Source organism: Chryseobacterium sp. KCF3-3 (assembly GCF_045865955.1).
In the GTDB taxonomy this organism is placed as follows: Bacteria; Bacteroidota; Bacteroidia; order Flavobacteriales; family Weeksellaceae; genus Chryseobacterium.
On the sequence record NZ_AP035792.1, the window covers coordinates 3,284,555 to 3,306,125 of the forward strand.

General features: G+C 36.4%; 20 protein-coding genes. 11 read left to right on the forward strand and 9 right to left on the reverse strand.

The window, feature by feature from the left end:
• Positions 1–332 precede the first annotated feature (332 nt).
• On the forward strand, positions 333–674 hold the full coding sequence (locus ACKTTZ_RS14880; RefSeq protein WP_407845909.1) for a TfoX/Sxy family protein: 342 nt from the start codon (positions 333–335) through the stop codon (positions 672–674).
• A gap of 280 nt (positions 675–954) precedes the next feature.
• Here the strand turns inward: ACKTTZ_RS14880 and ACKTTZ_RS14885 are convergent, their stop codons facing one another.
• The 3 genes from ACKTTZ_RS14885 to ACKTTZ_RS14895 are packed head-to-tail and all read right to left on the reverse strand — an operon-like array spanning position 955 to position 3,601.
• Positions 955–2,046: a DNA polymerase beta superfamily protein gene (locus tag ACKTTZ_RS14885; protein WP_407845910.1), complete on the reverse strand. Its 1,092-nt coding sequence runs from the start codon at positions 2,044–2,046 to the stop codon at positions 955–957.
• Positions 2,047–2,078: 32 nt separating this feature from the next.
• Entirely contained in the window at positions 2,079–2,810 is a 732-nt protein-coding gene (locus ACKTTZ_RS14890; RefSeq protein WP_407845911.1) for an ATP-grasp domain-containing protein, read from the reverse strand.
• A gap of 44 nt (positions 2,811–2,854) precedes the next feature.
• On the reverse strand, positions 2,855–3,601 hold the full coding sequence (locus ACKTTZ_RS14895; RefSeq protein ID WP_407845912.1) for a DNA polymerase beta superfamily protein: 747 nt from the start codon (positions 3,599–3,601) through the stop codon (positions 2,855–2,857).
• Positions 3,602–4,034: 433 nt separating this feature from the next.
• On the opposite strand from ACKTTZ_RS14895, the gene cobT reads away from it, so the two are divergent.
• Complete coding sequence (cobT, locus tag ACKTTZ_RS14900; RefSeq protein ID WP_407845913.1) at positions 4,035–5,042, forward strand: nicotinate-nucleotide--dimethylbenzimidazole phosphoribosyltransferase; 1,008 nt, start codon at positions 4,035–4,037, stop codon at positions 5,040–5,042.
• 55 nt (positions 5,043–5,097) lie between these two features.
• Here the strand turns inward: cobT and ACKTTZ_RS14905 are convergent, their stop codons facing one another.
• The gene (locus tag ACKTTZ_RS14905; protein ID WP_407845914.1) at positions 5,098–6,105 is read right to left on the reverse strand and encodes a hypothetical protein; all 1,008 of its coding nucleotides are present in this window, start codon (positions 6,103–6,105) and stop codon (positions 5,098–5,100) included.
• Between the two features lie 166 nt (positions 6,106–6,271).
• Between ACKTTZ_RS14905 and ACKTTZ_RS14910 the strand changes: the two genes are divergently transcribed.
• Together ACKTTZ_RS14910 and cobC are read left to right on the forward strand one after the other, a co-directional pair.
• Entirely contained in the window at positions 6,272–7,054 is a 783-nt protein-coding gene (locus tag ACKTTZ_RS14910) for an adenosylcobinamide-GDP ribazoletransferase (RefSeq protein ID WP_253316557.1), read from the forward strand.
• On the forward strand, positions 7,039–7,593 hold the full coding sequence (gene cobC / locus ACKTTZ_RS14915; RefSeq protein ID WP_407845915.1) for an alpha-ribazole phosphatase family protein: 555 nt from the start codon (positions 7,039–7,041) through the stop codon (positions 7,591–7,593). Before ACKTTZ_RS14910 ends, cobC begins: the two co-directional genes overlap by 16 nt.
• A gap of 332 nt (positions 7,594–7,925) precedes the next feature.
• On the opposite strand, the gene ACKTTZ_RS14920 is transcribed toward cobC, so the two are convergent.
• Both ACKTTZ_RS14920 and ACKTTZ_RS14925 read right to left on the reverse strand, forming a co-directional pair.
• A complete protein-coding gene (locus ACKTTZ_RS14920; RefSeq protein ID WP_034692262.1) occupies positions 7,926–9,680 on the reverse strand; it encodes a hypothetical protein in 1,755 nt (584 codons plus the stop codon).
• Positions 9,681–9,986: 306 nt separating this feature from the next.
• Positions 9,987–10,787: an RtcB family protein gene (locus ACKTTZ_RS14925; RefSeq protein WP_407849162.1), complete on the reverse strand. Its 801-nt coding sequence runs from the start codon at positions 10,785–10,787 to the stop codon at positions 9,987–9,989.
• A gap of 739 nt (positions 10,788–11,526) precedes the next feature.
• Between ACKTTZ_RS14925 and ACKTTZ_RS14930 the strand changes: the two genes are divergently transcribed.
• The 3 genes from ACKTTZ_RS14930 (at position 11,527) to ACKTTZ_RS14940 (ending at position 13,205) form a co-directional block, all read left to right on the forward strand.
• Entirely contained in the window at positions 11,527–11,862 is a 336-nt protein-coding gene (locus tag ACKTTZ_RS14930; protein ID WP_034692264.1) for a HopJ type III effector protein, read from the forward strand.
• A gap of 72 nt (positions 11,863–11,934) precedes the next feature.
• Positions 11,935–12,954, forward strand: coding sequence for a WYL domain-containing protein (locus ACKTTZ_RS14935; RefSeq protein ID WP_034692265.1), 1,020 nt, complete (start codon positions 11,935–11,937; stop codon positions 12,952–12,954).
• Positions 12,955–13,067: 113 nt separating this feature from the next.
• Entirely contained in the window at positions 13,068–13,205 is a 138-nt protein-coding gene (locus ACKTTZ_RS14940; protein ID WP_167348772.1) for a hypothetical protein, read from the forward strand.
• A 335-nt stretch (positions 13,206–13,540) separates the two neighbouring features.
• Here ACKTTZ_RS14940 and ACKTTZ_RS14945 read toward each other — a convergent pair whose 3' ends face one another.
• Positions 13,541–14,725, reverse strand: coding sequence for a DUF1501 domain-containing protein (locus tag ACKTTZ_RS14945; RefSeq protein ID WP_051934204.1), 1,185 nt, complete (start codon positions 14,723–14,725; stop codon positions 13,541–13,543).
• 151 nt (positions 14,726–14,876) lie between these two features.
• Positions 14,877–16,256, reverse strand: a complete 1,380-nt coding sequence (locus ACKTTZ_RS14950) for a DUF1800 family protein (RefSeq protein WP_407845916.1) — start codon at positions 16,254–16,256, stop codon at positions 14,877–14,879.
• A 392-nt stretch (positions 16,257–16,648) separates the two neighbouring features.
• Between ACKTTZ_RS14950 and ACKTTZ_RS14955 the strand changes: the two genes are divergently transcribed.
• From ACKTTZ_RS14955 to ACKTTZ_RS14970, 4 genes are all read left to right on the forward strand, one after another.
• The gene (locus ACKTTZ_RS14955) at positions 16,649–17,212 is read left to right on the forward strand and encodes a hypothetical protein (RefSeq protein WP_034692268.1); all 564 of its coding nucleotides are present in this window, start codon (positions 16,649–16,651) and stop codon (positions 17,210–17,212) included.
• 116 nt (positions 17,213–17,328) lie between these two features.
• Positions 17,329–18,378 (forward strand): glucokinase, encoded by a 1,050-nt coding sequence (locus ACKTTZ_RS14960; protein ID WP_034692376.1) that lies wholly within the window; start codon positions 17,329–17,331, stop codon positions 18,376–18,378.
• A 144-nt stretch (positions 18,379–18,522) separates the two neighbouring features.
• Positions 18,523–19,089 (forward strand): YceI family protein, encoded by a 567-nt coding sequence (locus ACKTTZ_RS14965; protein ID WP_034692269.1) that lies wholly within the window; start codon positions 18,523–18,525, stop codon positions 19,087–19,089.
• Positions 19,090–19,167: 78 nt separating this feature from the next.
• Positions 19,168–19,794, forward strand: a complete 627-nt coding sequence (locus ACKTTZ_RS14970; RefSeq protein WP_034692270.1) for a YceI family protein — start codon at positions 19,168–19,170, stop codon at positions 19,792–19,794.
• A gap of 75 nt (positions 19,795–19,869) precedes the next feature.
• Here ACKTTZ_RS14970 and ACKTTZ_RS14975 read toward each other — a convergent pair whose 3' ends face one another.
• Entirely contained in the window at positions 19,870–21,492 is a 1,623-nt protein-coding gene (locus ACKTTZ_RS14975) for an IS1182 family transposase (RefSeq protein WP_407845762.1), read from the reverse strand.
• Positions 21,493–21,571 lie beyond the last annotated feature (79 nt).

Consider the following 21,571-nt stretch of genomic DNA (forward strand, 5'->3'; position numbering starts at 1 on the left):
TTTAATTGATATTGCAAATGTATAATTAATTATCGTAAAACAATAATTTATTTAAATAAAATTTTATTTATTGGATTTTGAATTCTTCAGTCGAACTCATAAAATAACGCATTAATCACGGGTTTTTATTAATTTTAATAACAAAAAAGTTGATCAACTTATCCCTTTAATTAATTCTCGAGCTTAATGATTAACAGAGGTTTTCTTATTGATGCCCTTCGACAGGCTCAGGGTGACAACTGGAATACCAACCGCAATTTTTAAGCATTGTCAGGTTGAGCCTGTCGAAGCTATTATTACTAAAAGGGATAGATCAAAAAAAAATTGAAATCATGGCTTACAGTACTGAACTTGCCGACCGCGTACGTGAACGGCTTTCTATGGAAAATAATATAGAGATCGAGGAAAAGAAAATGTTCAGCGGACTGTCTTTTCTTGTGAACGGAAAGATGTGCATCAACATCAGTCATGATAATCTGATGTGCCGCTACAATCCCGAACTGGAAGATGAGGTTTCCGAGAAGAAAGGATTTCTTCCAATGATTATGAAAGGAAAACAGTTAAATGGCTATTGCTATGTAGAACCTATCGGTTTTCAAAAACCCGATGACTTTGAATACTGGATTAAAATATGTCTTGATTATAATCCGGCGGCGAAGGCGGCGAAGAAGTGAGTTTTGGGTTTGAGGGTTTGAGAGTGGGAGAGTTTGAGGGTAAGTGAGTGTGGTGGAGAGTTGCGGGGTACGAGGTGCGAGTTTCGGGGTTTGAGTGTGTGGATGAGAGTTGCGGGATTTTTGGGGACGAGGTTGGAGGGTATGAGAGTGGGAGCGTTTGAGGGTAAGTGAGTGTGGGATGAGAGTTTCGGGATTCGGGTTTTGGAGAGTGTTTTAGGGTTTGAGAGTTTGAGAGTGGGAGCGCTGGAATTCAACAGTCCCACCATTCATAGCTCATCATTTATAATTCATCATTATTGTACAGTTTTTCTCTGATCTGAACTAAGGTTTTTGTGGTTTTTTCCAGATCGGGAGCGTTGGGTAGAGTGGAAGTGGAATAATGATTTTCTATAGATTGTATGAGGTTTTCTGTCTTTTCCATGACACTGTCATAAGACTGGTTTCCTGCTTTGATATCTAAGAGTTCATCACGGTTTTCTACACGGATTTTCAATGAATTGTTTTTAAAAATCTGTTTGCAGGACTGAAGCAGTCGGATGGTGTGCATCATATTCTTGCTGTCGTAATTCTGTCCGTGGGTTTGATTGACATTGTAACGGTCTTCATTGCGCTCAGCAACCCATTTCCAATATTCCCTGTAGTCTTTGCAATACACAGAGTAAGCATCAAGATTGCAAAACAGGTAAGCCACCGGTTTTTCATCTTTAGGAACGGAGGATACAGAAACCTGATTGGCTTCTTCATTCTGAATAATTCCTTTATATCCCAATGTCCCCGATTCGTCATAAAATAGTGCATACATTCCCTTGGTGTGATCAATACTTATCAATCCGCAATTTTCCTGTGAGAGACTATGCCGTCCTGCGGATGCAGAGAATTCATGCAGCCATTTTTTCAATGGTACAGAACCTTGTCCTTCCAAAATAAAACAGAAGTCCAGGATTGATTTTCTTTCTTGATCAATCGGATTTACAATCTTTTTGTTGAGACCTTTTGCCTTTTTGATCTGTGAAACAGCATAGCCTGCAAAAGTATCTTTGCACAATTTTGACAGGAAATCTTCAGTTTTCAACAGATCCATCAGCGGATGTTTGTACTGAATACAATCTTCCGGACTTGCCAGAATTTCCAGAATATTAGGATTGTTTTTCTGAAGCAGCTCTACAAACCTCCCGATTTCATAGTACGTAAGATCATTCGTTTCATTGGAAATCTGCGGAATATAGTTCAGTCCGAAGAAATCTTCCTTCGGCAGATAATACACCCCACGGATATCCGTATCAGAATTTTCCGTGGCCAGCCCAAAAGCCCGGCTTCCGGAAATGGCTTCGAAGAGGAGGAGGTTTTTGTTTTTTAGGTCTTGGATGGTCATTTATAAAATCAATATATATGTATTTTTGAGATCTAATTTTTAATACAACTGTTTACAATCACTTCCAAAGCTTTTTCCGCATCACAAGCGTACAATCCAGAACACCATGCAGGATTTGCTTCAATTAAAGCCCAGCCTTTCTCCTTGATGATCCCAAAATCCAGTACAATGGCAACAGGAAGAGTAGAGGAATACTTTTGTATAAAAGATTCAAAGAAAGTAAACATCTCTTTTTTTTCTTTCTCAGAAAGCTCGGTGGTATCAAAAGTATCATTTCGCCAATAGGAAGAATATGTTTTAATTTCATTATTAAAAACAAAACATCTCACTTCCAGTTCCCATTCCACAATTTCTGAAGTGAAAACCATGCTTTCCGGATCAAGTGTTTCAAAGCCTTTGATATTTGTAACTTTATCGAAAACTCCTGCTTTAAAGCTTTTAAAATCCGAACATTTAATGAAAATATTTTCTTTATGTACAAAATCTTTCAGCTTTCCATAAGCAATTTTCCGCTTTGTAAATTCGTCTGAAATGCTTGATAACCAGTTGTTATCTGGTTTTGTTAATGTTAGATTACACTGTTCTGCAACAATTTCTGCATAAATATCTTCACCATATACCGCTACTACATCTGCACGAACTTCTTCCGGAACATTCCATTTTGCATTGAAGCGGTTTAGCTCGTAAGGAGAACTGAGCGATGCTTTCTTTAGATTGTTGCTGTCTTCTGTATACATGGGAGACAGAGCGATTATATTTTTCATCTGTATTTTTTAATTTTATGCAAAATAAGCTTTTATATTATTTTCTATTTTAAGATTTTCCTAAAAACCCTCTCCATCTCACCTTTATCCGCCTTTCCTCCTGATAAACCTTTCGATTTCTTTTCATTATCTGCTATCGTTTTTTCCAGAAAATCAAACAGTTCCCAATCATTCGGGTGGTAGTAAGATTCTCCTTTGGTGGCTTTTAAGGCAACGAGGTTTTCTATTTTTCGTCGGGTTGCATCATCTGTTAAAACAAGCAGATCACTGAACAATATGGGTGGAACCGTTCCTTTCTCTATGATCCACTTTCCGGTGAGGGTGGTTCGTAGGCAATAAAAGTAACTTTTTAATTTTACTTCATCACTTCTGCACGCTTCCAGATATTTCTTGCTCATGCTCAGATAATGATAGGAAACGGCTACCGGAGAAAAACAGGCATCAGCCAAAGGTTTAAAGAGTTTTACAAACCTTTCATCCGCTTTATACACGATAGGAGAATAGAACCAGCTCAGCAAAGCTGCATTCGACTTCAATAAAAGGTGAAAGGTCTTTCTCAAATCCCAGCCGGAACCGTCCAGATCATCTTCTGTCATAAATTCTATCGTTTCATCCTTATCCCAGGGAGAAAGATACCATTCTTTGTTGTGACGGTATATAAAACGTATATCATAATCACTGTCAGGAGATGCAAAACCCCATGCTCTGCTCCCTGATTCTACCGCAAGAAGGACTTCTACGCCTTTTGTAGCCTCAACTTCTTTTATTTTTTTAAGTATTTTTGGTGTCATTGTTTTGTATTTATAGTGCAAAGTAAAAGATGAAGTGCGCAATGTTCTTACGTTGTTTTTGTTTCGAGATCCGGGTTTCGTGGGGATGGGGTCTAGGGTTTGAGTGTGGGAGAGTTTGAGAGTTTCAGGGTTCAGGTTTGTGAGTAAGTGAATATTGCGGGCTAAAATTTTTTTGACTTTTGAAAATTGAGCGTAAAAAAAATAAATTTTGTGAACGTTAAGAAAATTCTCCTGTCTGAGTGCGACGAATATATTGATACAAAAAAGTAATAATGAATTCGCACGAGTTTAGAATTTTTAGAGAACACATTTTATTTTTAGCTCAATTTTCAAAGTCTTGACCTTTTGTTTCTTTTGTGTCAAGACAAAAGAAAAAGACTCATTGAATTTTACTAATATTGCACTTTTCCATTTAACGTAACTATAAACATCCATGTTATCATCAGAATTACAGCATAAAATTGATTTTAAAACAAAACCATTAGGCGCATTAGGACATCTTGAACATATTGCCCACAAAATCGGAATGGTTCAGAAAACTACTTCACCACAGTTATTGAATCCTCATATGGTGGTTTTTGCGGCCGATCACGGGATTGCTGCAGCGGGAGTAAGTGCCTATCCACAGGAAGTAACCTATCAGATGGTGATGAATTTCCTTGGTGGAGGCGCAGCCATTAATGTTTTTTGCAGGCAGAATGATATTAAAATCAAAATTGTGGATGCCGGTGTCAATTTTGATTTTCCGGAAGGATTGGATCTGGTGGATAAAAAAGTCAGAAAATCCAGTCGTAATATTCTGGAAGAACCTGCTATGACTCCTGAAGAATATCATCAGGCGCTTAAAAATGGAAAAGCTGTGGTGAATGATATTGCGAAAAAAAGCTGTAACATCATTGGTTTCGGTGAAATGGGAATCGGGAATACTTCTGCTTCTTCTTTGATGATGAGCAAACTTTTTGATATTCCGATTATCCATTGTATCGGACGTGGAACGGGACTTAATGATCATCAGTTGGACAATAAGGTCAGTATTTTAAAAGAAGCTATTGAAAAATATCCGGCTGAAATGACTGAGGATGAAATTGCCCAAACATTTGGTGGATTAGAAATTGCCCAAATGATTGGAGCGATAGAAGAAGCGTATCATCACAATATGCTGATCATGGTAGACGGATTTATTGCAACGGTTGCGGTAGCCACGGTCTGGAAAAAGAATCCTGAAGTGTTGAACAACTGTATCTTCTGCCATGTAAGCAATGAAAATGCCCATCCTCAGCTATTGGGACTGATGAGAGAGCAGGCCATTCTCAATCTGAATCTACGTCTCGGAGAAGGAACAGGCTGTGCATTGGCCTATCCGATTATTCAGAGTGCGGTTAATTTCCTGAATGAAATGTCAAGCTTTGAAGATGCTCATATTTCCAATAAATCATCTTAGTTTTATAAAATAATAAAGGGGCAATGAAGCCCCTTTTATCTTAAATTAATGACAATTAGTAAGTATGTGCAACATCTTTACCTGTAAACATCATTCTTACAGGTTTATTTTGAATAGCACCTTCATTGAATTTATATGCATTAAATACAAACATGGTAGGAAAATATCTGTATAAACCATCATCTACCAAATATAGTTTTCCGGTATTGGTGTTTCGTACCAGTTGGGTTCCTGCAGTGATATCAGGTCCTCTTTCTCCTGTATAATCTTCTATATTTACTTTAAATAACAAATAGGCTTTACCCTGTACAGCAAACAGATTATTGATCACTGCAAAGGATTCGATACGTCTCAGCGTACTTTCAAATACAATATACAAATTTCCTGTAGCATTATCCTGGAAAAACTGCCCGTCACGAACACGGTATGCTTTAGGTTCAGAATCTTTTAAGTAGAAAGCAATACCTTCGTAAACAAATCCATTTTTTCCATCTCCCAATTCATTTTTATCTCTGGTGTAGAAGTGCGTTTTTTTATCAGAATTAAAATACCTGTAAATCGGAAAACTTCCCGGCTCATCACCGTTGTAGCTGGTGCCGAGATCTCTTTTTTCCCAGTAGCTTTGTCCTACCAGCTCATTAGGATTAGTCGTTAATACCAGATCATTACTTCCTGTATGAAACCATCTTGTAATGACCGGCCCCGGCCCATCTGCAGAACCTAATAATCTCTCCTGAAAATAATAGCTTAATCCAGGATAGGATTTAGGAAGTTCGGAGGGTAAAGGAGAAGTATTATACAGATATTTTTTGGTCAGATCACTGTAAAATCCGTAAATAGGATTGGTTAAGTAAAAAGATTTGGACCAGATTCCTGCAGGAGGAGGAGTTGGTGTATCAGGAGTGTCTCTGAAGCCTCCTTTCGCCATCATGTTATTGCCGGATGCATTTAAGGCTTGGGCTTCATTTACGTTGTCCAGCTCATCACCGGGAGCCGAACAGCTTACGATGGATATAAGACATAATCCAACGAAATACGCTTTTTTCATTTGTTCTTTTTTCATGGTTATTATGGTGCAAAACTAAAAATACTTCAGAGATAAAAAGGACAAATTTCAGGTGATAAGATTCATGTTTCTTATTTTTTTAATTGATCTCTTTATCATTGTTAAAAGCTTTCCTAATTTTGCGGGAATTGATTAATCCAGTTTTTATATTAAAAAATAACAGATGAAAGTCCTCAAAAATGAACTGATTTACTTTGCTACGGCACTCATGTTTTTCACAAGAATTCCGGTTCCGTTTACCATTCCGTACTCCAGTGAGATTATGAATAAATCTCAGAAATATTTTGCCTGGGTAGGCTTGATCGTTGGGTTCATCAACGCTTTGGTTCTTTATCTTTCTACACTGCTTTTTAATCTGGAAATCGGGATTGTTTTAATGATGATTTCCAATGTTTTACTGACAGGAGCTTTTCATGAAGATGGCTTTACAGATATGTGTGACAGTTTCGGAGGCGGATATGGAAAAGAAAAAATACTGACGATTATGAAAGACAGTCGGGTAGGAGCATATGGTACAATAGGGATCATTTTGCTTTTTGCTTTAAAATTTTATAGTATTCAGGCCCTTGGAATGAGTAATCCGGTGGGAGTTTTACTCATTGTCATTTTAGGACATACGGTAAGCCGTTTTATTGCGGGAACAATGATCTATACTCATGAGTATGTGACTGATATTGATGTCAGTAAATCAAAACCTTTAGCGAATAAACCCTTGGATAAGATGGCTTTGCTGGTAGGATTTGTCAGTGTTTTAATTGTATTTGCTCTGGTTCAGGACTGGTATTTGATTTTTGCTTTTGCTCTCGCGTATGTGGGAAAGATGTATATGGGTTGGTATTTTAAAAAACATATTGGGGGTTATACAGGTGACTGTTTGGGATCGGTACAGCAGGTTTGTGAAGTTTTATTTTATTTAGGAACAATTATCGTATGGAAATTCATGTAATCCGTCATACCGCTGTAGACAATCCGGAAAATCGGTGTTATGGTTTTGCTGAAATGCCTTTACGTAAAGATTTCACTGAAGATTTTAAAACGTTGGAGATAGACAGGGATTATGATGTAATTATTTCAAGTCCTTCCCAACGTTGCCGTCTTTTAGCCGATTTTTTTAAGTTTGATTATCAGACAGACGAAAGACTTCGCGAAATGAATTTCGGGAACTGGGAAATGAAAAAATGGACAGATATTCCTGAAGACGAAATCAATCCTTGGTATCAGGATTTTGTGAGTGTAAAAACCTCAGGCGGTGAAAGTCTTCTGGAAATGCAAACCCGCGTTCTCAGCTTTTGGCAAGAATTGATTCAGAAAAAAGACATAAATAAAGTACTTCTTATCACTCATGCCGGAGTCATTCGTTTGATCCTTCAGACGGTGCTTCAGTTTCCATTGGAGAATATGTTCAGTATTCAGATTGATTATGGAAGGAAAGTGATTATTCAAGTGAATGAAGGAGTTTTTTCAGTGAAGAAGGTGAATGTATAATTACGGTAAAAGTTTTATTCAATAGGAACGGACTTTAGTCCGTTTGTTAAAGATTACACTTTGTAGGCTTGATTCCTACGGAATAACACAATTACAATGACGGTCTATCCACACAGTTTGGCATTCCGTAGGAATCCAGCCCCAATCCCGTAAAAAAACATACAGAAACAGTACAATCCTGACCAACCTCCCAACTGAAGATGTAAAAATTCCCCTCTCTCGGAGGGGTGGCGAAAATTCAAAGAATTTTTGACGGGGTGGTTATCCAACATTTTTCCTATAACATTCCACAAAAAAACGCCACCTGATACCATCAGATGACGTCATGGAATTTATTTAAAAATTCTGATAAAACTGTCTTTTTCCAGGCTTTCCAGTGAGAAATCAAAATCAGCTTCCGCTTTTTCTGTGGTAATCTCACCTCCAAGTTCTTTGATAAGCTCATTGAAAGGCATCGCTTCATACCATTGCTGATACAATGCCGTTGTAGCCATCATGGAAACCTGGCTATTTCCTGAAACATGTGAATGTCCTGCTCCGAAATTCAACAGTACGAAACATTGCTTTTCGTTCTTTGTCACCAGCATTCCCAGAATCATTTGCTTCTGAACAGAATTACATCTGGCCTCAGCAAAGAGATGATTAGGATTCATCATATAATCGTAGGAAATATCATCTCCTTTTCCGATCACAATTTTATATCCACAGTTGGCATCTCCACTGAAAACGTTGTTCATGACAAGTGTTGGTTCACAAAGACCTTTATTGGCATAAAGATATTCCACAGCACCGTTGGGAGCAGACGTCATATCTCCGGAGTACATCAATTGTCCGTTACCATGATTATAAGCGGCATTCCAACCAATTTTTCCAGCGATATTCAATCCTGAAAGGTCAAGGTCATTAGCACCCCATTGGTCTTCCCAATAAATACCTACAGCCAGTCTTTCAGCATAAAAACGGGTTCCGGTAGGAATGTTTCCAACAAACATCTTTTCAGAAGTTGGTAACGCAAATTCTATATTCTCAGGGAAATAGAACTTCTTTCCGGATAGGTTTTCATACTTCAGTTTCAAAAAGTCAAGAATGAAATCATAATTGAACTGATTCACGTAAGTTTCCTTACCTTTTTTAGTCCATGATTTTCCGTTTCGGACTCTGTAGACAAACGTATCCTGGCCATACATCCTGGAGTAACATGCTGACAATGCTTTGAATAACGCAAACGGTGTCGCATTTTCCAGCCAGTGCCAATCGCTGTTTTCCAATAGAGTATTTGTAGCGTCATTCAAAGGGTTTGAAATCAGTGGCTTATGATGAGTCTTAGATAATTTTGATATTTTGTTAATCGGTTTTGGTGCTCTGTTTTTATAAGCCAGAAATAATGGTTTAAATCTGTTGAAAATTTCCGCCATTTTTTCCATTCCAAAGCTTTCAAATAAGGATGTCGGATTGAAATTACTCTGCTTGATTAAATCAATCAAATCATCGTTTTTGATTAAAAGCGTTGTATTGGTTGTTTTATAAATAACATAACGGAAAAACTCAACCGGATTTTCAGGATAGATATTATAAAGGTCAGCAATTTTTATAACCGCTTCTTTATTTCTGATGTTTTCTTTTCCGGTAAAATCATATTCCAGCTCCGTATGTAAAATAGAAAGCAAATCATCAATGGTTTCTTCTTTTAAAGCAATACCTGATCTTAAAAGAGCAAGACATTTTTCCTGCATTTCTTCCACAGAGTAGGCTTTGATAACTTTAAAAACCAGCTTCATATCAGGAACATTCAAGATTTCATTGGGAATATAGATTTCATTTTGAAAATCGCTTCCATAGGTTGAAATATAATGAGTGATCTGTTCAAAAAATAAGTCAATTCTGGAAGTATTCTTTATTTTCTCCCAGGATTTATGAAAGGTTTTATTCAAATCATTACCATTCAGTTTTTCTTTTGCATAAAAAGAAATTATTTCATTTTTTGCCCATAAAGCATCTGGTTCAATGATGAATCCATCATTAGAAATAAATGGCTTTTCATCAGATTTTCTGGCCAGTACAGCATTGAATAATTGTAGTGTTTTCATTGTTTTAATTTTAAAAAATAAGTGAGGAGTAGATTCATTAAAAGTGAAGGGTATAGGAACTCCTTTTACCTATAGTTTATAAAAAGCGGGGAGTGATTTATCCAAAAAATATAGGAACTCCCTTTGCCTTATAATTTGTAAAAAGGCGGAAAGTAAATCTGGAAATATAGGAACTTTCTGTGCCTTTAATTTTTTTTAAAAATAACTTTTTAGTGCTGTGAAATTTTGGTTATTGTTTTTATTCAAACCTAACGGGTTTCTAAAACCCGTTAGGTTTGAACATTAGGTTGGAACATACTATTAAAATCATGCTTTTCCGAATTTCTTCTTTTTCTTCCACGGAGCATTCTTTTGAACGTCTCCAGCCATAATACATCCATAAGGCATCACTTCATCCAGAACTTCACAAAGTCCGTATTCTTCTATCTGTGCTCTTACATTTTTAGCACTTTTATAAGCGCTAGGAAGCTCAGAAATATCAACCTCGTTAGAGTAGAAACGGATATCTAATCCTGCTGTTTCTTCATTGAAAATTTCCTCAGTTGTTTTATGAGCTAAAGATCTTTTATGCTGACTTCTGCTGAAATTTCTTCCTGCTCCATGAGGTGCAAAACCTAGGTTTCTTTCATTTGTTTTTCCCTGAACAATCAATACCGGTTCTGCCATATTTAACGGAATCAGTCTTGGTCCTGTAATATCAGGCATGAACTTATCATCCAGTGGAGTAGCTCCTTTTGCATGATAGAACAGATCTCCATCTTTGAAAACGAAGTTATGTTCGTTCCAATATCTGTTTTCTTTCTCCATTTCCAGCTTATTCAGCACGGCATCATGAAGGGAAGTATGGTTTTCTTTTGTCCATTGTCTTATCAGTTGCAGGGCTTCCCAATAAGATTTACCTTCATCCGTATCATAAGGAATCCAGGCATTTTCTCTTAATGTTTCAGGAGAGATTTCTTGTCTGAAACGGTTAGCAAACTTCATTCCTTTATCATATAAAGCAGCACCCGGAGCTCTTGATCCGTGATGGGTTACCATCATAGTATTTCCTGTATTTTTGGAAATTCCTACAAAAAGGAAGTGATTTCCGTCTCCCTGAGTTCCCATATGAGAACGGGCAATGCTGATCAGTTTTTCATCTTGTAAGAATTCATTTTCTCTGAAAGCATCCATCAGTTCCTGAGACATCGGCATCTGTTCCCCTCTTGGTCTTCCTCCGTATCCGAAATGAGTGATAGAATGTGCTGCATCCAAAACATCTTTAGGATTGGTTTTTCCAAAATCCGTCAACATTACAGAACAACAGATATCAGCACTATGGAATCCCGGGTGAATAGCATTTTTTGCTACTACCACACCTCCTACGGGAATCTGACCTTCAGGACCTGTAGGACAGGCATCAGGCATTAAAGCTCCGCTAATCAGTGTAGGGGTTTTCATCAGAACTTTCATTGTTTTGATTACTTTTTCCACATTATCATTCTCACTTTCGTGTTCCGCACGTATGTTGATCATAAAATCTTTAGCTGTTTCATGAAGCGGAATAAGATCTGGTTGTTTGAACTGTACCAGATACTCTGCGATCTGATGTTCACCCAGATTATTCTCGTTGATATGGCTAATAGCATCTTTAAACCATTTTGCCGGTCTATATCCTAATTCGATTAAATGATTTCCATTAAATTCCATTTTGTTTCATTTTGATGATGCAAAGTAATATCATTATTGCGCAATAGTTTTGCGTAGATAAAGAAATTTTAATTATTTTTACAAAAATTAATTAAAAAGACGAAAATGCACATTAGCAGACTCGTAAAAATAATATAAAATTAAAAAAACAAGGCTCATGGTATTATTAGAACAATTAAAACATTTCCCGGAAACGATCCAGTTTAGTGATGTGATCGCTCATATTGATGAACATTATGAATTTACCCCTACCGCCTTTCAAAACGGAGATACTACCAATCAGGCCGGCCAGAATAATGGTTCGTGCAAGGTTTTCAGTTTTGCAAGCATTCAGGATTTGACGAAAGAACAAACACTTTGGCTTTTTGGTGAGTTCTACAGAGAAGATGTTTTGAAAAACCCTGAAGGAACTGACCACCAAAATATCCGAAACTTTATGAAATTCGGCTGGGAAGGGATTACTTTTGATGAAAATGCTTTGAGAGAGAAATAGTTTTCAAGAAAAGAGCAGAAATAAAAAGCAGTTTTGCTTATTAAAAAACACCCAATCATTAAACACTAAGGTATGTCATCCAATAAAAATGCTCTGATCCGGTATAAAACTTTAGATAAATGTCTTAAAAACAAATACAGGAAATATACGCTGGAAGATCTCATAGATGAATGTTCGGAAGCATTATTTGAATTTGAGGGAAAAGAATCTTATGTGAGTAAGAGAACTGTTCAGCTTGATCTTCAGAATATGCGGAGTGAAAAGTTCGGCTATGAAGCTCCTATTGAAGTCTATGAAAGGAAATACTATCGTTACAGTGATCCGGATTACAGTATTCATAATATTTCTGTGAATGAAAGTGATCTGAAGGCCATGAATAATGCAGTTCAGATTTTAAAACAGTTCAAAGACTTTTCCATGTTCAAGGAAATGAATGGGGTTATTCAGAAACTGGAAGACTCTATTCATGCAACCAGCCAGAAATCCATTATTCATCTGGATAAAAATGAACAGCTAAAAGGGTTGGAACATATTGATATTCTGTATGAAAGTATTGCTAATAAAAAAGTATTGAAGATTCTTTATAAAAGCTTTACAGCAAGAGAATCCAATATTTTTACGGTACATCCGCAGCTCTTGAAGGAATTCAACAACCGTTGGTTTCTGATCTGTCTTTACAAACAGAAAATGTACAATCTGGCACTGGACAGAATGGAAAGTATTGAAACAGATGACAATCTTCCCTATATTGACAAGGATCTGGATGGAGATGAATATTTTAAAGATATTGTGGGAGTAACTGTTGCAGAGTCAATGGACCCCAGGAATGTGATCTTTTGGGTGGATTCGGGAAATGCTCCTTATGTGAAAACAAAGCCGCTGCATAAAAGTCAGGAAATCTTAAAGGAAGACCGTGACGGAACGCTGTTTAAAATATGTGTGCAGATCAATTTTGAGCTGGAAAGGCTCTTGCTTGGGTTTGGAGACTCTCTGATTGTGCATAAGCCCAAAAAACTACGGTTGAAAATGGAAGAAAAGTTTAATGCTGGCAGTAAAAATTATCAGAACCTGATTGTTCCTGAGGAAAACTAACTTAGTTTAAATGTCCGATTTACAAGGCTTTATTGAAGATAATTTATTTTCATGTTTTATCTTTTATCTTGGCTTGGAAATTGTACTATTAACTTAACAATACCAAATTAATTATGAAATCAAGAATATTTAAAGCATTAATTGCAATTATAGCACCGCTGGCGATAGAGTATATCGTTAAAAAAATATCTGAGAAGATAGATAAAAAACAAGAAGAGAAAGAGAACGAAAAAAAGCAGATTACTGCATAAACGTATAAGTAGTTAAAATTTAAAATTATTGAAAAGAGACTGTCATGAGGATGTACAGTCTCTTTTTTTTGTTGATGGATTTTTTTGATGAACGCTGAAAACCACCCCGTCAAAAATTCTTTGAATTTTCGCCACCCCTTCGAGGGAGTGAAATTTTCACGTCTTCAGTTAGAATTTTGGTAAGTAATGTAATTTTTCTCTTCATATCCATTCCTGAATTATTGTGGCTGGATTCCTACGGAATGACAAACTGTGTGGATATGCCAGCATTCCAATTGTGTCATTACGCAGGAATCTAAGCATCTTTATTTTTTATCGTTTAGGTTAAGGTTTCCCTACACAAAATCATAAATACCATCTTTCCATCCTAATACTTTGGAAGAGTCCGCTTTGAGCCAGTTTTTTAAAATCGTAGCATATACTTTTCTGAAATCTTCTTTGTAGATAAGATCGCCTTCATTCAGATTCTGAAGATCCGGAAGAGCGTTCAATAGCCCTTTTTTCTTAAGATTTCCGCTGATAAAAAACATCTGGTTAGCTGTCCCGTGATCCGTTCCGTTACTGGCATTCTGAGCTACACGACGACCAAATTCTGAAAATGTCATTAATAGTATATTTTTGAAAAGTCCATTGCTTTTCATATCTGCTACAAATGACTTTACCGCTTCATTGATATCATCGAATAACTTTTTCTGTCTGTCATTCTGGTTAACATGCGTATCAAAACTTCCTACAGAAAGATAATACACCTGAGTATTGATATCTGACTTTATCAAAGAAGCTACAGTTTTAAAATCCTTTCCTAATTGAGAATTGGGATAGATCTGTTCTGTTTTTTTCGCTTTGCTTTTTTCAAAAATATAATCGGCATTATTGATGGTAGAGCCTAAAGTCTGGTAAAGATAAGACACTGTTTCATCATCATGATGATGGTCGTAGAGAGATTTAAAATATTTCTCCTGGCTGGTTTGGTAGAGTCTTTTAGGATCTTTAAAGGCAAAAGCTTTATTATTTTCACCTTTTAAGGCAAGACTTAGCATATCATCCACTTCCAGCGCTTGGGTAGGATGCTCACAACGATAGCATTCTTCATCCAGAAAACGTCCCAGCCAGCCTGTTTCCAAAAACTGGTCGCTTCTGCTTGCCGATTGCCAGATATCCATACTTCGGAAATGAGATTTGTCCGGATTGGGATAGCCAACGTTATTCATCACAGACAGTTCTCCGTTATCAAAAAGTTCTTTAAAATAGGAGAGTGACGGATTGATTCCTGCCTCATCTGTAAGCGGTATAGAATCCTGAATAGCCAATGTTTTCCTTTCTCTGAAATAAATATCATTTTTGGCCGGAATAATGGTATTCAAACCATCATTTCCACCCGTAAACTGAAGAACTACCAGAATATTCTGATTAGGATTCAGTGCTTCATCCAGAGTCATGGCTTTAAGGAAATTGGGCATCAGCATAGAAGCGGTGGCCAATGAACTTATTTTGAGGAATTCTCTTCTTTTGATTAACATAATTTTGTTTTTTAGGATAAAGGTAGCAGGTGATAGATTGCAGGTTATAGTGCTAGGTCGTATTTATTAAAATTTATTTGATAATAATAGATGGCAGTTAAGCTATACTGTGACAGCTATTACCTGCTACCTGCAACCTAAAATCTTCTCCCTACATTAACTGGTATTCCGGAGTAGACATCAGATTGATAACATTCATTTTTATACTCTTGTCTGAAAAATTCTTTACAGAATTCATATCGAGACTTTGAGTATTCTGCAGAAGATAATCTTCGCAGTTTTTATTAGCGAAAAGCTTTTCAATACGGTTCCAGTCGATGGTGATATTAGGATTTTTAAAGCTTTTGTTAAAAGCCGTTTCACGGGATTTCATTCCCATATCTATGTCATCATCCTGTCGGGGACTGTATTCCAAAGGGCGAAGTCCGGACCAGATCTGTGGAACCTGAAGTCTCAGCATTAAAGTAGAGCTGTCAATCCATGATTTTCCATTTGGCCATCCTGATACATTGGGTGGATAAAGCAGCATTTGTCCCAATAATTTCTGGTATACGATGAGGTTTTCAGGGTTCTGAATATGCATAGGAAGAATTCTCATCATTCCTGCCATCAGTTCTACCGGAGATTTTATACGGTTTCCGATATTCTTCTGATCATAAAACCACGTACTTGAAAATATCTCAGTCATCAGTTTCTTAATATCATACCCTGAATTATAGAAATTTATGCTGAGTTTACTGACAATTTCCTGATCAGGTTTTTCATTGACGAAGAATTTGTAAATCTTTGTTGTGATAAATTGTGCCGTAGTTTTTTGTTCCAGAATAATATTGAGAACATCATTTCCGTCAAAGTTGCCGGTTTTTCCTAAAAACGTTTTGCTGTCTTCGTCATGAAGATTTTTTCTTTCTTTAAAATTCCCTTCTTTATCATAGCTCCATCCTGTAAAAGCTCTTGCTCCTTCTCTTACGTCCTTTTCGGTGTAATTTCCTCTCCCCATGGTAAAGAGTTCCATTACCTCACGGGCGAAATTTTCATTAGGATGATCTTTTTTATTCTGTTGATTATTCAGAAAGTTAAGCATGGCTGGGGATTGGCTTACTTCAAAAAGCAAATCTTTGAAACTACCCAGTGCATTTTTTCTGATTGTATTCAAAAGCTGTTTGTTGAACCTTGGATTTTGTACTCTGGATGCGAAATGCCCATGCCAGAAAAACGCCATCTTCTCCTTCATCTGCTCTTTGCTGTTAACGATGGAATTCAGAAAATTAATGTTCAGTTCGTTATTTTGTTCCCTGTTGATCCGCTGCATTTCTTTTTTCTTTTCTGCAGGAGCTGTACTGTTCATATAATCTGCTGCTGAAACCGGATCAGGAGTGTCATAAGTGATTTCGATGAAGTTTTCTTCTTTAAATAATTCATTCATTAACGTTTTAATGTTTTTATTTTTCAAATCATCAATTTGATTAATACCAACACCAAAACCTGCTCGCCAAAGAAAATGCTTGTTTTTTAATAATGAATCAGCCATCGTGGAGAATTTATTTTTTGATGTATTTTGAAGAAAAAGGTTAAAATGATAACGGGTTAAGGATTGTTAATATTGTTGTATTAGGCTGGGAGCTGGGAGCTGGAAGCAGGAGGCAGGAAGTTTGGGGTTGGAAGTTTTGGATCGTAGAAATAGGGTTGATTTTATGGAGTTCTATTTCTTCCAATATCCAGCTTCCTTTCTTCCATCCTTTAATTCACTTTTTGGCTATCATTTTCTGATAAATTTTGTTAAACAATTATTTAAATTTTGTTAAAATTAATATATTGATATTCATTGTTTTATGAATTTTTTGAGTGTTAAAATACAAGAAAAACCCTTGCTTGGCATGATTTTTACATCCTCTTGTTTAGTAAAATTAAAAAATTAGAGTTATGAAAATGTTTAAACAAGCAATAGTACTGGCTGGTATTTTAACAGCAGGTATCGCAAGCGCCCAAAGTGCTCAAATGAACAATATGATCAAGGTAGGTGCAAATGTTGGTTTAGCAGTTCCCGCAGATAATCTTTCCGCTGCAGTAGGAGTGGATGTAGCATACCAAAATCTAATTACACCAGGATTTGGATTAGGTATTGCATCAGGATATACTCACTATTTTGGAAAAGAGAATAACGGATATAAAAACAATGATGTAGGAGTAGTTCCTGTAGCAGCTTTAATCAGAATTTATCCAAAACAAACCGGTTTCTATTTCGGAACTGACTTAGGATACGGATTCCTGGTTGGAGATAAAACAGTGGCTTCAAATACCAATGTTGAGAGAGCAAGCGGAGGTTTCTACCTTAAACCGGAGATCGGATACCACAACAGAGACTGGAATTTCTTCGTACAATACCAAAAGGTTTTTGTAGGAACGAAGGGAGATTTGCCAGGTCAGGACTATAATGTGGGGAATATCGGAGTAGGATTCGGTTACAATATTCCATTAGGAAAGTAGTTAGATTTAATATATAAACAATTATTAACCAAAACCTTTTCACGAAAGTGGAAAGGTTTTTTTGTTCCGTGCAGGATTTACAAAAACAATTATTATATTTGGTAAAATTTGAGGTTATGATTCTGAATCCAAAATTTCCACTTTATTTACCAGGAGTAGAGAACAGTAATAATGATAATGTTTCTATCATTGGAGCAAGTCTCCGTGAAGATATAACAATCTTAGGCTATTTCGTTTCCGGGAACGGAGGTCTTGAGATCAAAGTACAAAATACATTCGCAACCAAAGAATATGCTTCCTTTTCAGATATTTTAAAGAAGTTTATTCAGGATAATCAGCTTGAAAATGTAAAACGTCTGGGAATGGCAGTGCCAGGTCCTGTATTGGACGGGAAAAGCAGCCCTGCAAGATTGGGATGGCATTTGGATATTGCTGAATATGCACGTGATTTCGGGTTTGAAAAAGTAGAAATGCTGAATGACCTGGAAGCTTCTGCCTACGGAATGGCTCTTCTTGAAGATAATCATCTTGAAGCCATTTATACAAGCGGACATCTTGAAAAAGGAAACGTAGCGGTTCTTGCTCCCGGAAACGGATTAGGAGAAGCCGGATATTTCTTTGACGGGAAATACCTGAGACCTTTCGCCACAGAAGGAGGACACTCAGAGTTTTCGCCAAGAACCAACGTAGAAGTTGAATTTTACCAGTTCTTAAATAATATCTATGGTATTGTAAGCTGGGAAAATGTACTTTCAAAATCTGGTTTATTCAATATCTACAGATTCTTAAGAGATGTGAAAAGACATCCTGAACCTGAATGGTTAGGAGAACGTCTTGCGCAGGGAAATTTTGTGGAAGAGCTTTATAAAGCTGCTGTAGAGGAAAATGTTTTGATCTGCAGAATTGCTTTAGATACTTTCCTTGAATTTCTGGCAAGAGAAGCGAACAACTTAACATTAAAATTAAAAGCTACCGGAGGATTACTTATTGCCGGAGATATTCCACAGATGATCGCAGAATATATCGACAAGGCGAAATTCTATGAGAAATTCAAGATCAGTGATAAAATGGAGGAGATGCTTAAAAATACTCCCATCTATCTGGTCAAGCAAAATCACACGGCATTAAACGGTATAGCGCTTTACACCGCTTACTATCAGCTATAAAAAAAAACTCCGGGTTTCTCCGGAGTTTTTTTTATGGAATGATATTATTCATGAAAATAATAAATTTTATTGATATACATCAATGAAATCTATTGAATAAGATACTTACATTTGCATCATTAAATAAGTAAATAACTCTATTCAATGAAAAAAATATTTTTATTAGCAGTTTTAGCTGGTGGTTTAGCTTTCGGACAATCAAAAAAAGTAGTAGCGTCTGATGTACACTGGTGGGGATATAAAGTAGCAAAATCTGAGGCTAGCTCTCACGAGGGTACTGTAAAAGTGAAGTCTGGAGATATGGTAATGAAAGGAAACCAATTGGTAGGTGGAAGCTTCGTATTGGATATGACTTCAATCAGCTCTACTGACCTTACAGGAGAATATCAGCAGAAATTAAACGGACACCTTAAGAATGGTGACTTCTTTGAAGTTGAAAAATTCCCAACTGCTAGCTTCAAAATTACAGGAGTAAAGAAAAACAACGATAAAGTTTATAACTCTCTTGTAACAGGAAACCTTACTGTAAAAGGAAAAACAAGCCCAATCTCTTTCCCTGCTAAGATTTCTTACAGCAAAGGAGTAGTAAGCTTAGTATCAAACAAATTCTCTTTCGACAGACAAAAATTTGACGTAGCTTACAAGTCTACGATGCAGGATGTTTTTGTGAAAGATGATATTGATATGCTTGTAAAGGTAACTGCTCAATAAATTAATCAAAAAAAGATTATTAAAAGTGTAGAAGTTCTACACTTTTTTTTATTTTTGTTGAATTGTAAATAAAAAAGAATGAAAAGATTACTATTGTTTGCTATGGTGTGCGCAAGTATATCATTTGTTTCTGCCCAAAAGAAATTTGATAAGGTTGCAAAAGTGACTTCATCAGAGATCAGATGGTGGGGGTATAAGGTGGTGAAAACTGAAGAAACTTCCCACTCAGGAACAGTAAAGCTAAAAAGCGGAAAATTCAACTTTGACCATACGGTGCTTGTTGATGGAGAGTTTGTAATAGATATGAGAAGTATGATGGCGGGAGATGTTTCTGATGAAGATCAGATCAAGCTTACCAACGATCTGAAGAGCTCGAACTTCTTTGAAGTGAAAAAATTCCCTATTGCAAAATTCCATTTGACTAAAATTATTCCTTTAGCAAACAGTGAATACAATTCTACAGTATACGGTGACCTTACCCTTAAAGGAGTGAGAAAAACAATCTCTTTCCCTGCGAATGTATATGTTACTCAGTTTACAACATCTATTGAATCTGCAAAGTTCTCCCTTAACAGAAGAGACTTTAAAGTATTCTATCAGTCTTCATTGAAAGATTATTTCATTAAGAATGAAATGGACATCCAGTTCAAAGTTACTACAGAAATGCTGGATAACGAGAACAGAGTTCCAAAGAAGAAAAAATAAAACCTATTTTATAAATAAAAAAGAGGCTGTCCAAAAAGGTCAGCCTCTTTTTTTTTGTTTTGAGACTGCGTATAGTTATGCAGCAATTTTATACTTTTGGATTTTCATATACTTATGGAAAAGATGCATATGTTGTTTGCATTTAAGTGTATTTAGCCAATTTTTACGGTTAAGTTTTCTGTTTTTCACTAATTTTCTAAGATTATGTGCCAATGCCATTAATCCAAATTCAATATTTACTTTTTCAAGTCCTTTTAGAGTAAATCTTGAAAATTTATTATTGCTTTTTAATTGCCCGAATACAGCTTCTACTTCTATAGGCCGTTTACTTCTGTGGTAATGCCCTTTTTCAGATATCAGCCTTTGTCTGGCTTTCATTCTGTGATGGTTCAGATTATAATTCACTTCGATTAATCGATTATCCTGGCTTTGATGGCAGCTTTCTCTAAGAGGACAACCCTGACATCTGAAAGCCTGATAATAATGTACCTGAGATTCATATCCGTTACTGCTGATTCTTTTGCCTTTACCGATAAAGTTCATTTGCTGTCCGCAGGGACATACATAGAAGTTATTTTCCTCATTATAATATAAGTTCTGTACAGCAAACGCATTGTTCTTCTCACTGCGCTTCTGTTCTTTATGAAAATTATTATATTTTACATAGCCCTCTATAGCTTTTTCTGCCATCATTTCGTAATTCTCTTCACTTCCATATCCGGCATCTGCTACTACCTCTTTACTTTGTTTGTGATACTGATTTTCAAAGCTGTTAAGATGATCCTTCAATGTAGTGGTATCTCCAGGAGTCTGATGAATGCTGTAATGGGTGATAAACTGGTTTTCAGTACTGATCTGTGCATTATAGGCTGGCTTAAGCTGCCCATTTTTCATATGGTCGTCTTTGAGCCGCATGAAGCAGGCGTCGGGATCTGTCTTACTATAACTGTTGCGGCCTGAGAGTATTTTTAATTGATCTTCATACTTCTGTAATCTGGGCAGGTCCTGATGCTGAAGCTTTTTAATGAGCTTCTTACCGGTTTTATTGTCCTGTGCCACAGAGTGATTAAGTTCTGCTATTTTATCCTGAAGCTCTCTGCTGTCAATAGATTTTGGAAGGGTCTTTTCATGGGATTCATAACGCTCTTCTTTGATTTGGGATTCAATATCTTCAAGTACGGAATGAATTTGAGCTTCCAGTTTTAATTTATTCTTTTCTACAGATTTTTTCCATACAAAGCTGTATCGGTTGGCAGATGATTCTATTTTTGTACCATCTATATATTGAACATTTAAACTTACGTAACCTAAATTCTGCAAAACAACGGTAACATCTGCAAAAAGACGGTGAATATGGTTTTTAAGCCGTTTGCTCCTAAAGTAATTGATGGTTCTGTAATCAGGCTTACTGTTGCCGGAAAGCCACATGAAATGAATATTTTCTCCAAGTGCCTTTTCTATTTTACGGCATGAATAAATATTGTTGAAATAGGCATAGAATAAAACTTTGATCATCATCCGGGGGTGAAAACTTGTCGTTCCACCGCCTTTATATTCACTTATAATATGATCGATATTCAAGTTATCCACTAATTCATTGATAAGACGTACCGGATCATTAGCACCTATCTTATCAAAAATATCTTCAGGAAATAAGCTGGGAGTATTGGTGGGTAAAGATTTAAACCGTACTTTCATATCAATGTTTGTTTGGGTGCACCTTAAAGATAAATCTTAAAGGACAAACAACAAAAAAATCCCCGAAACTTTTTAAGTA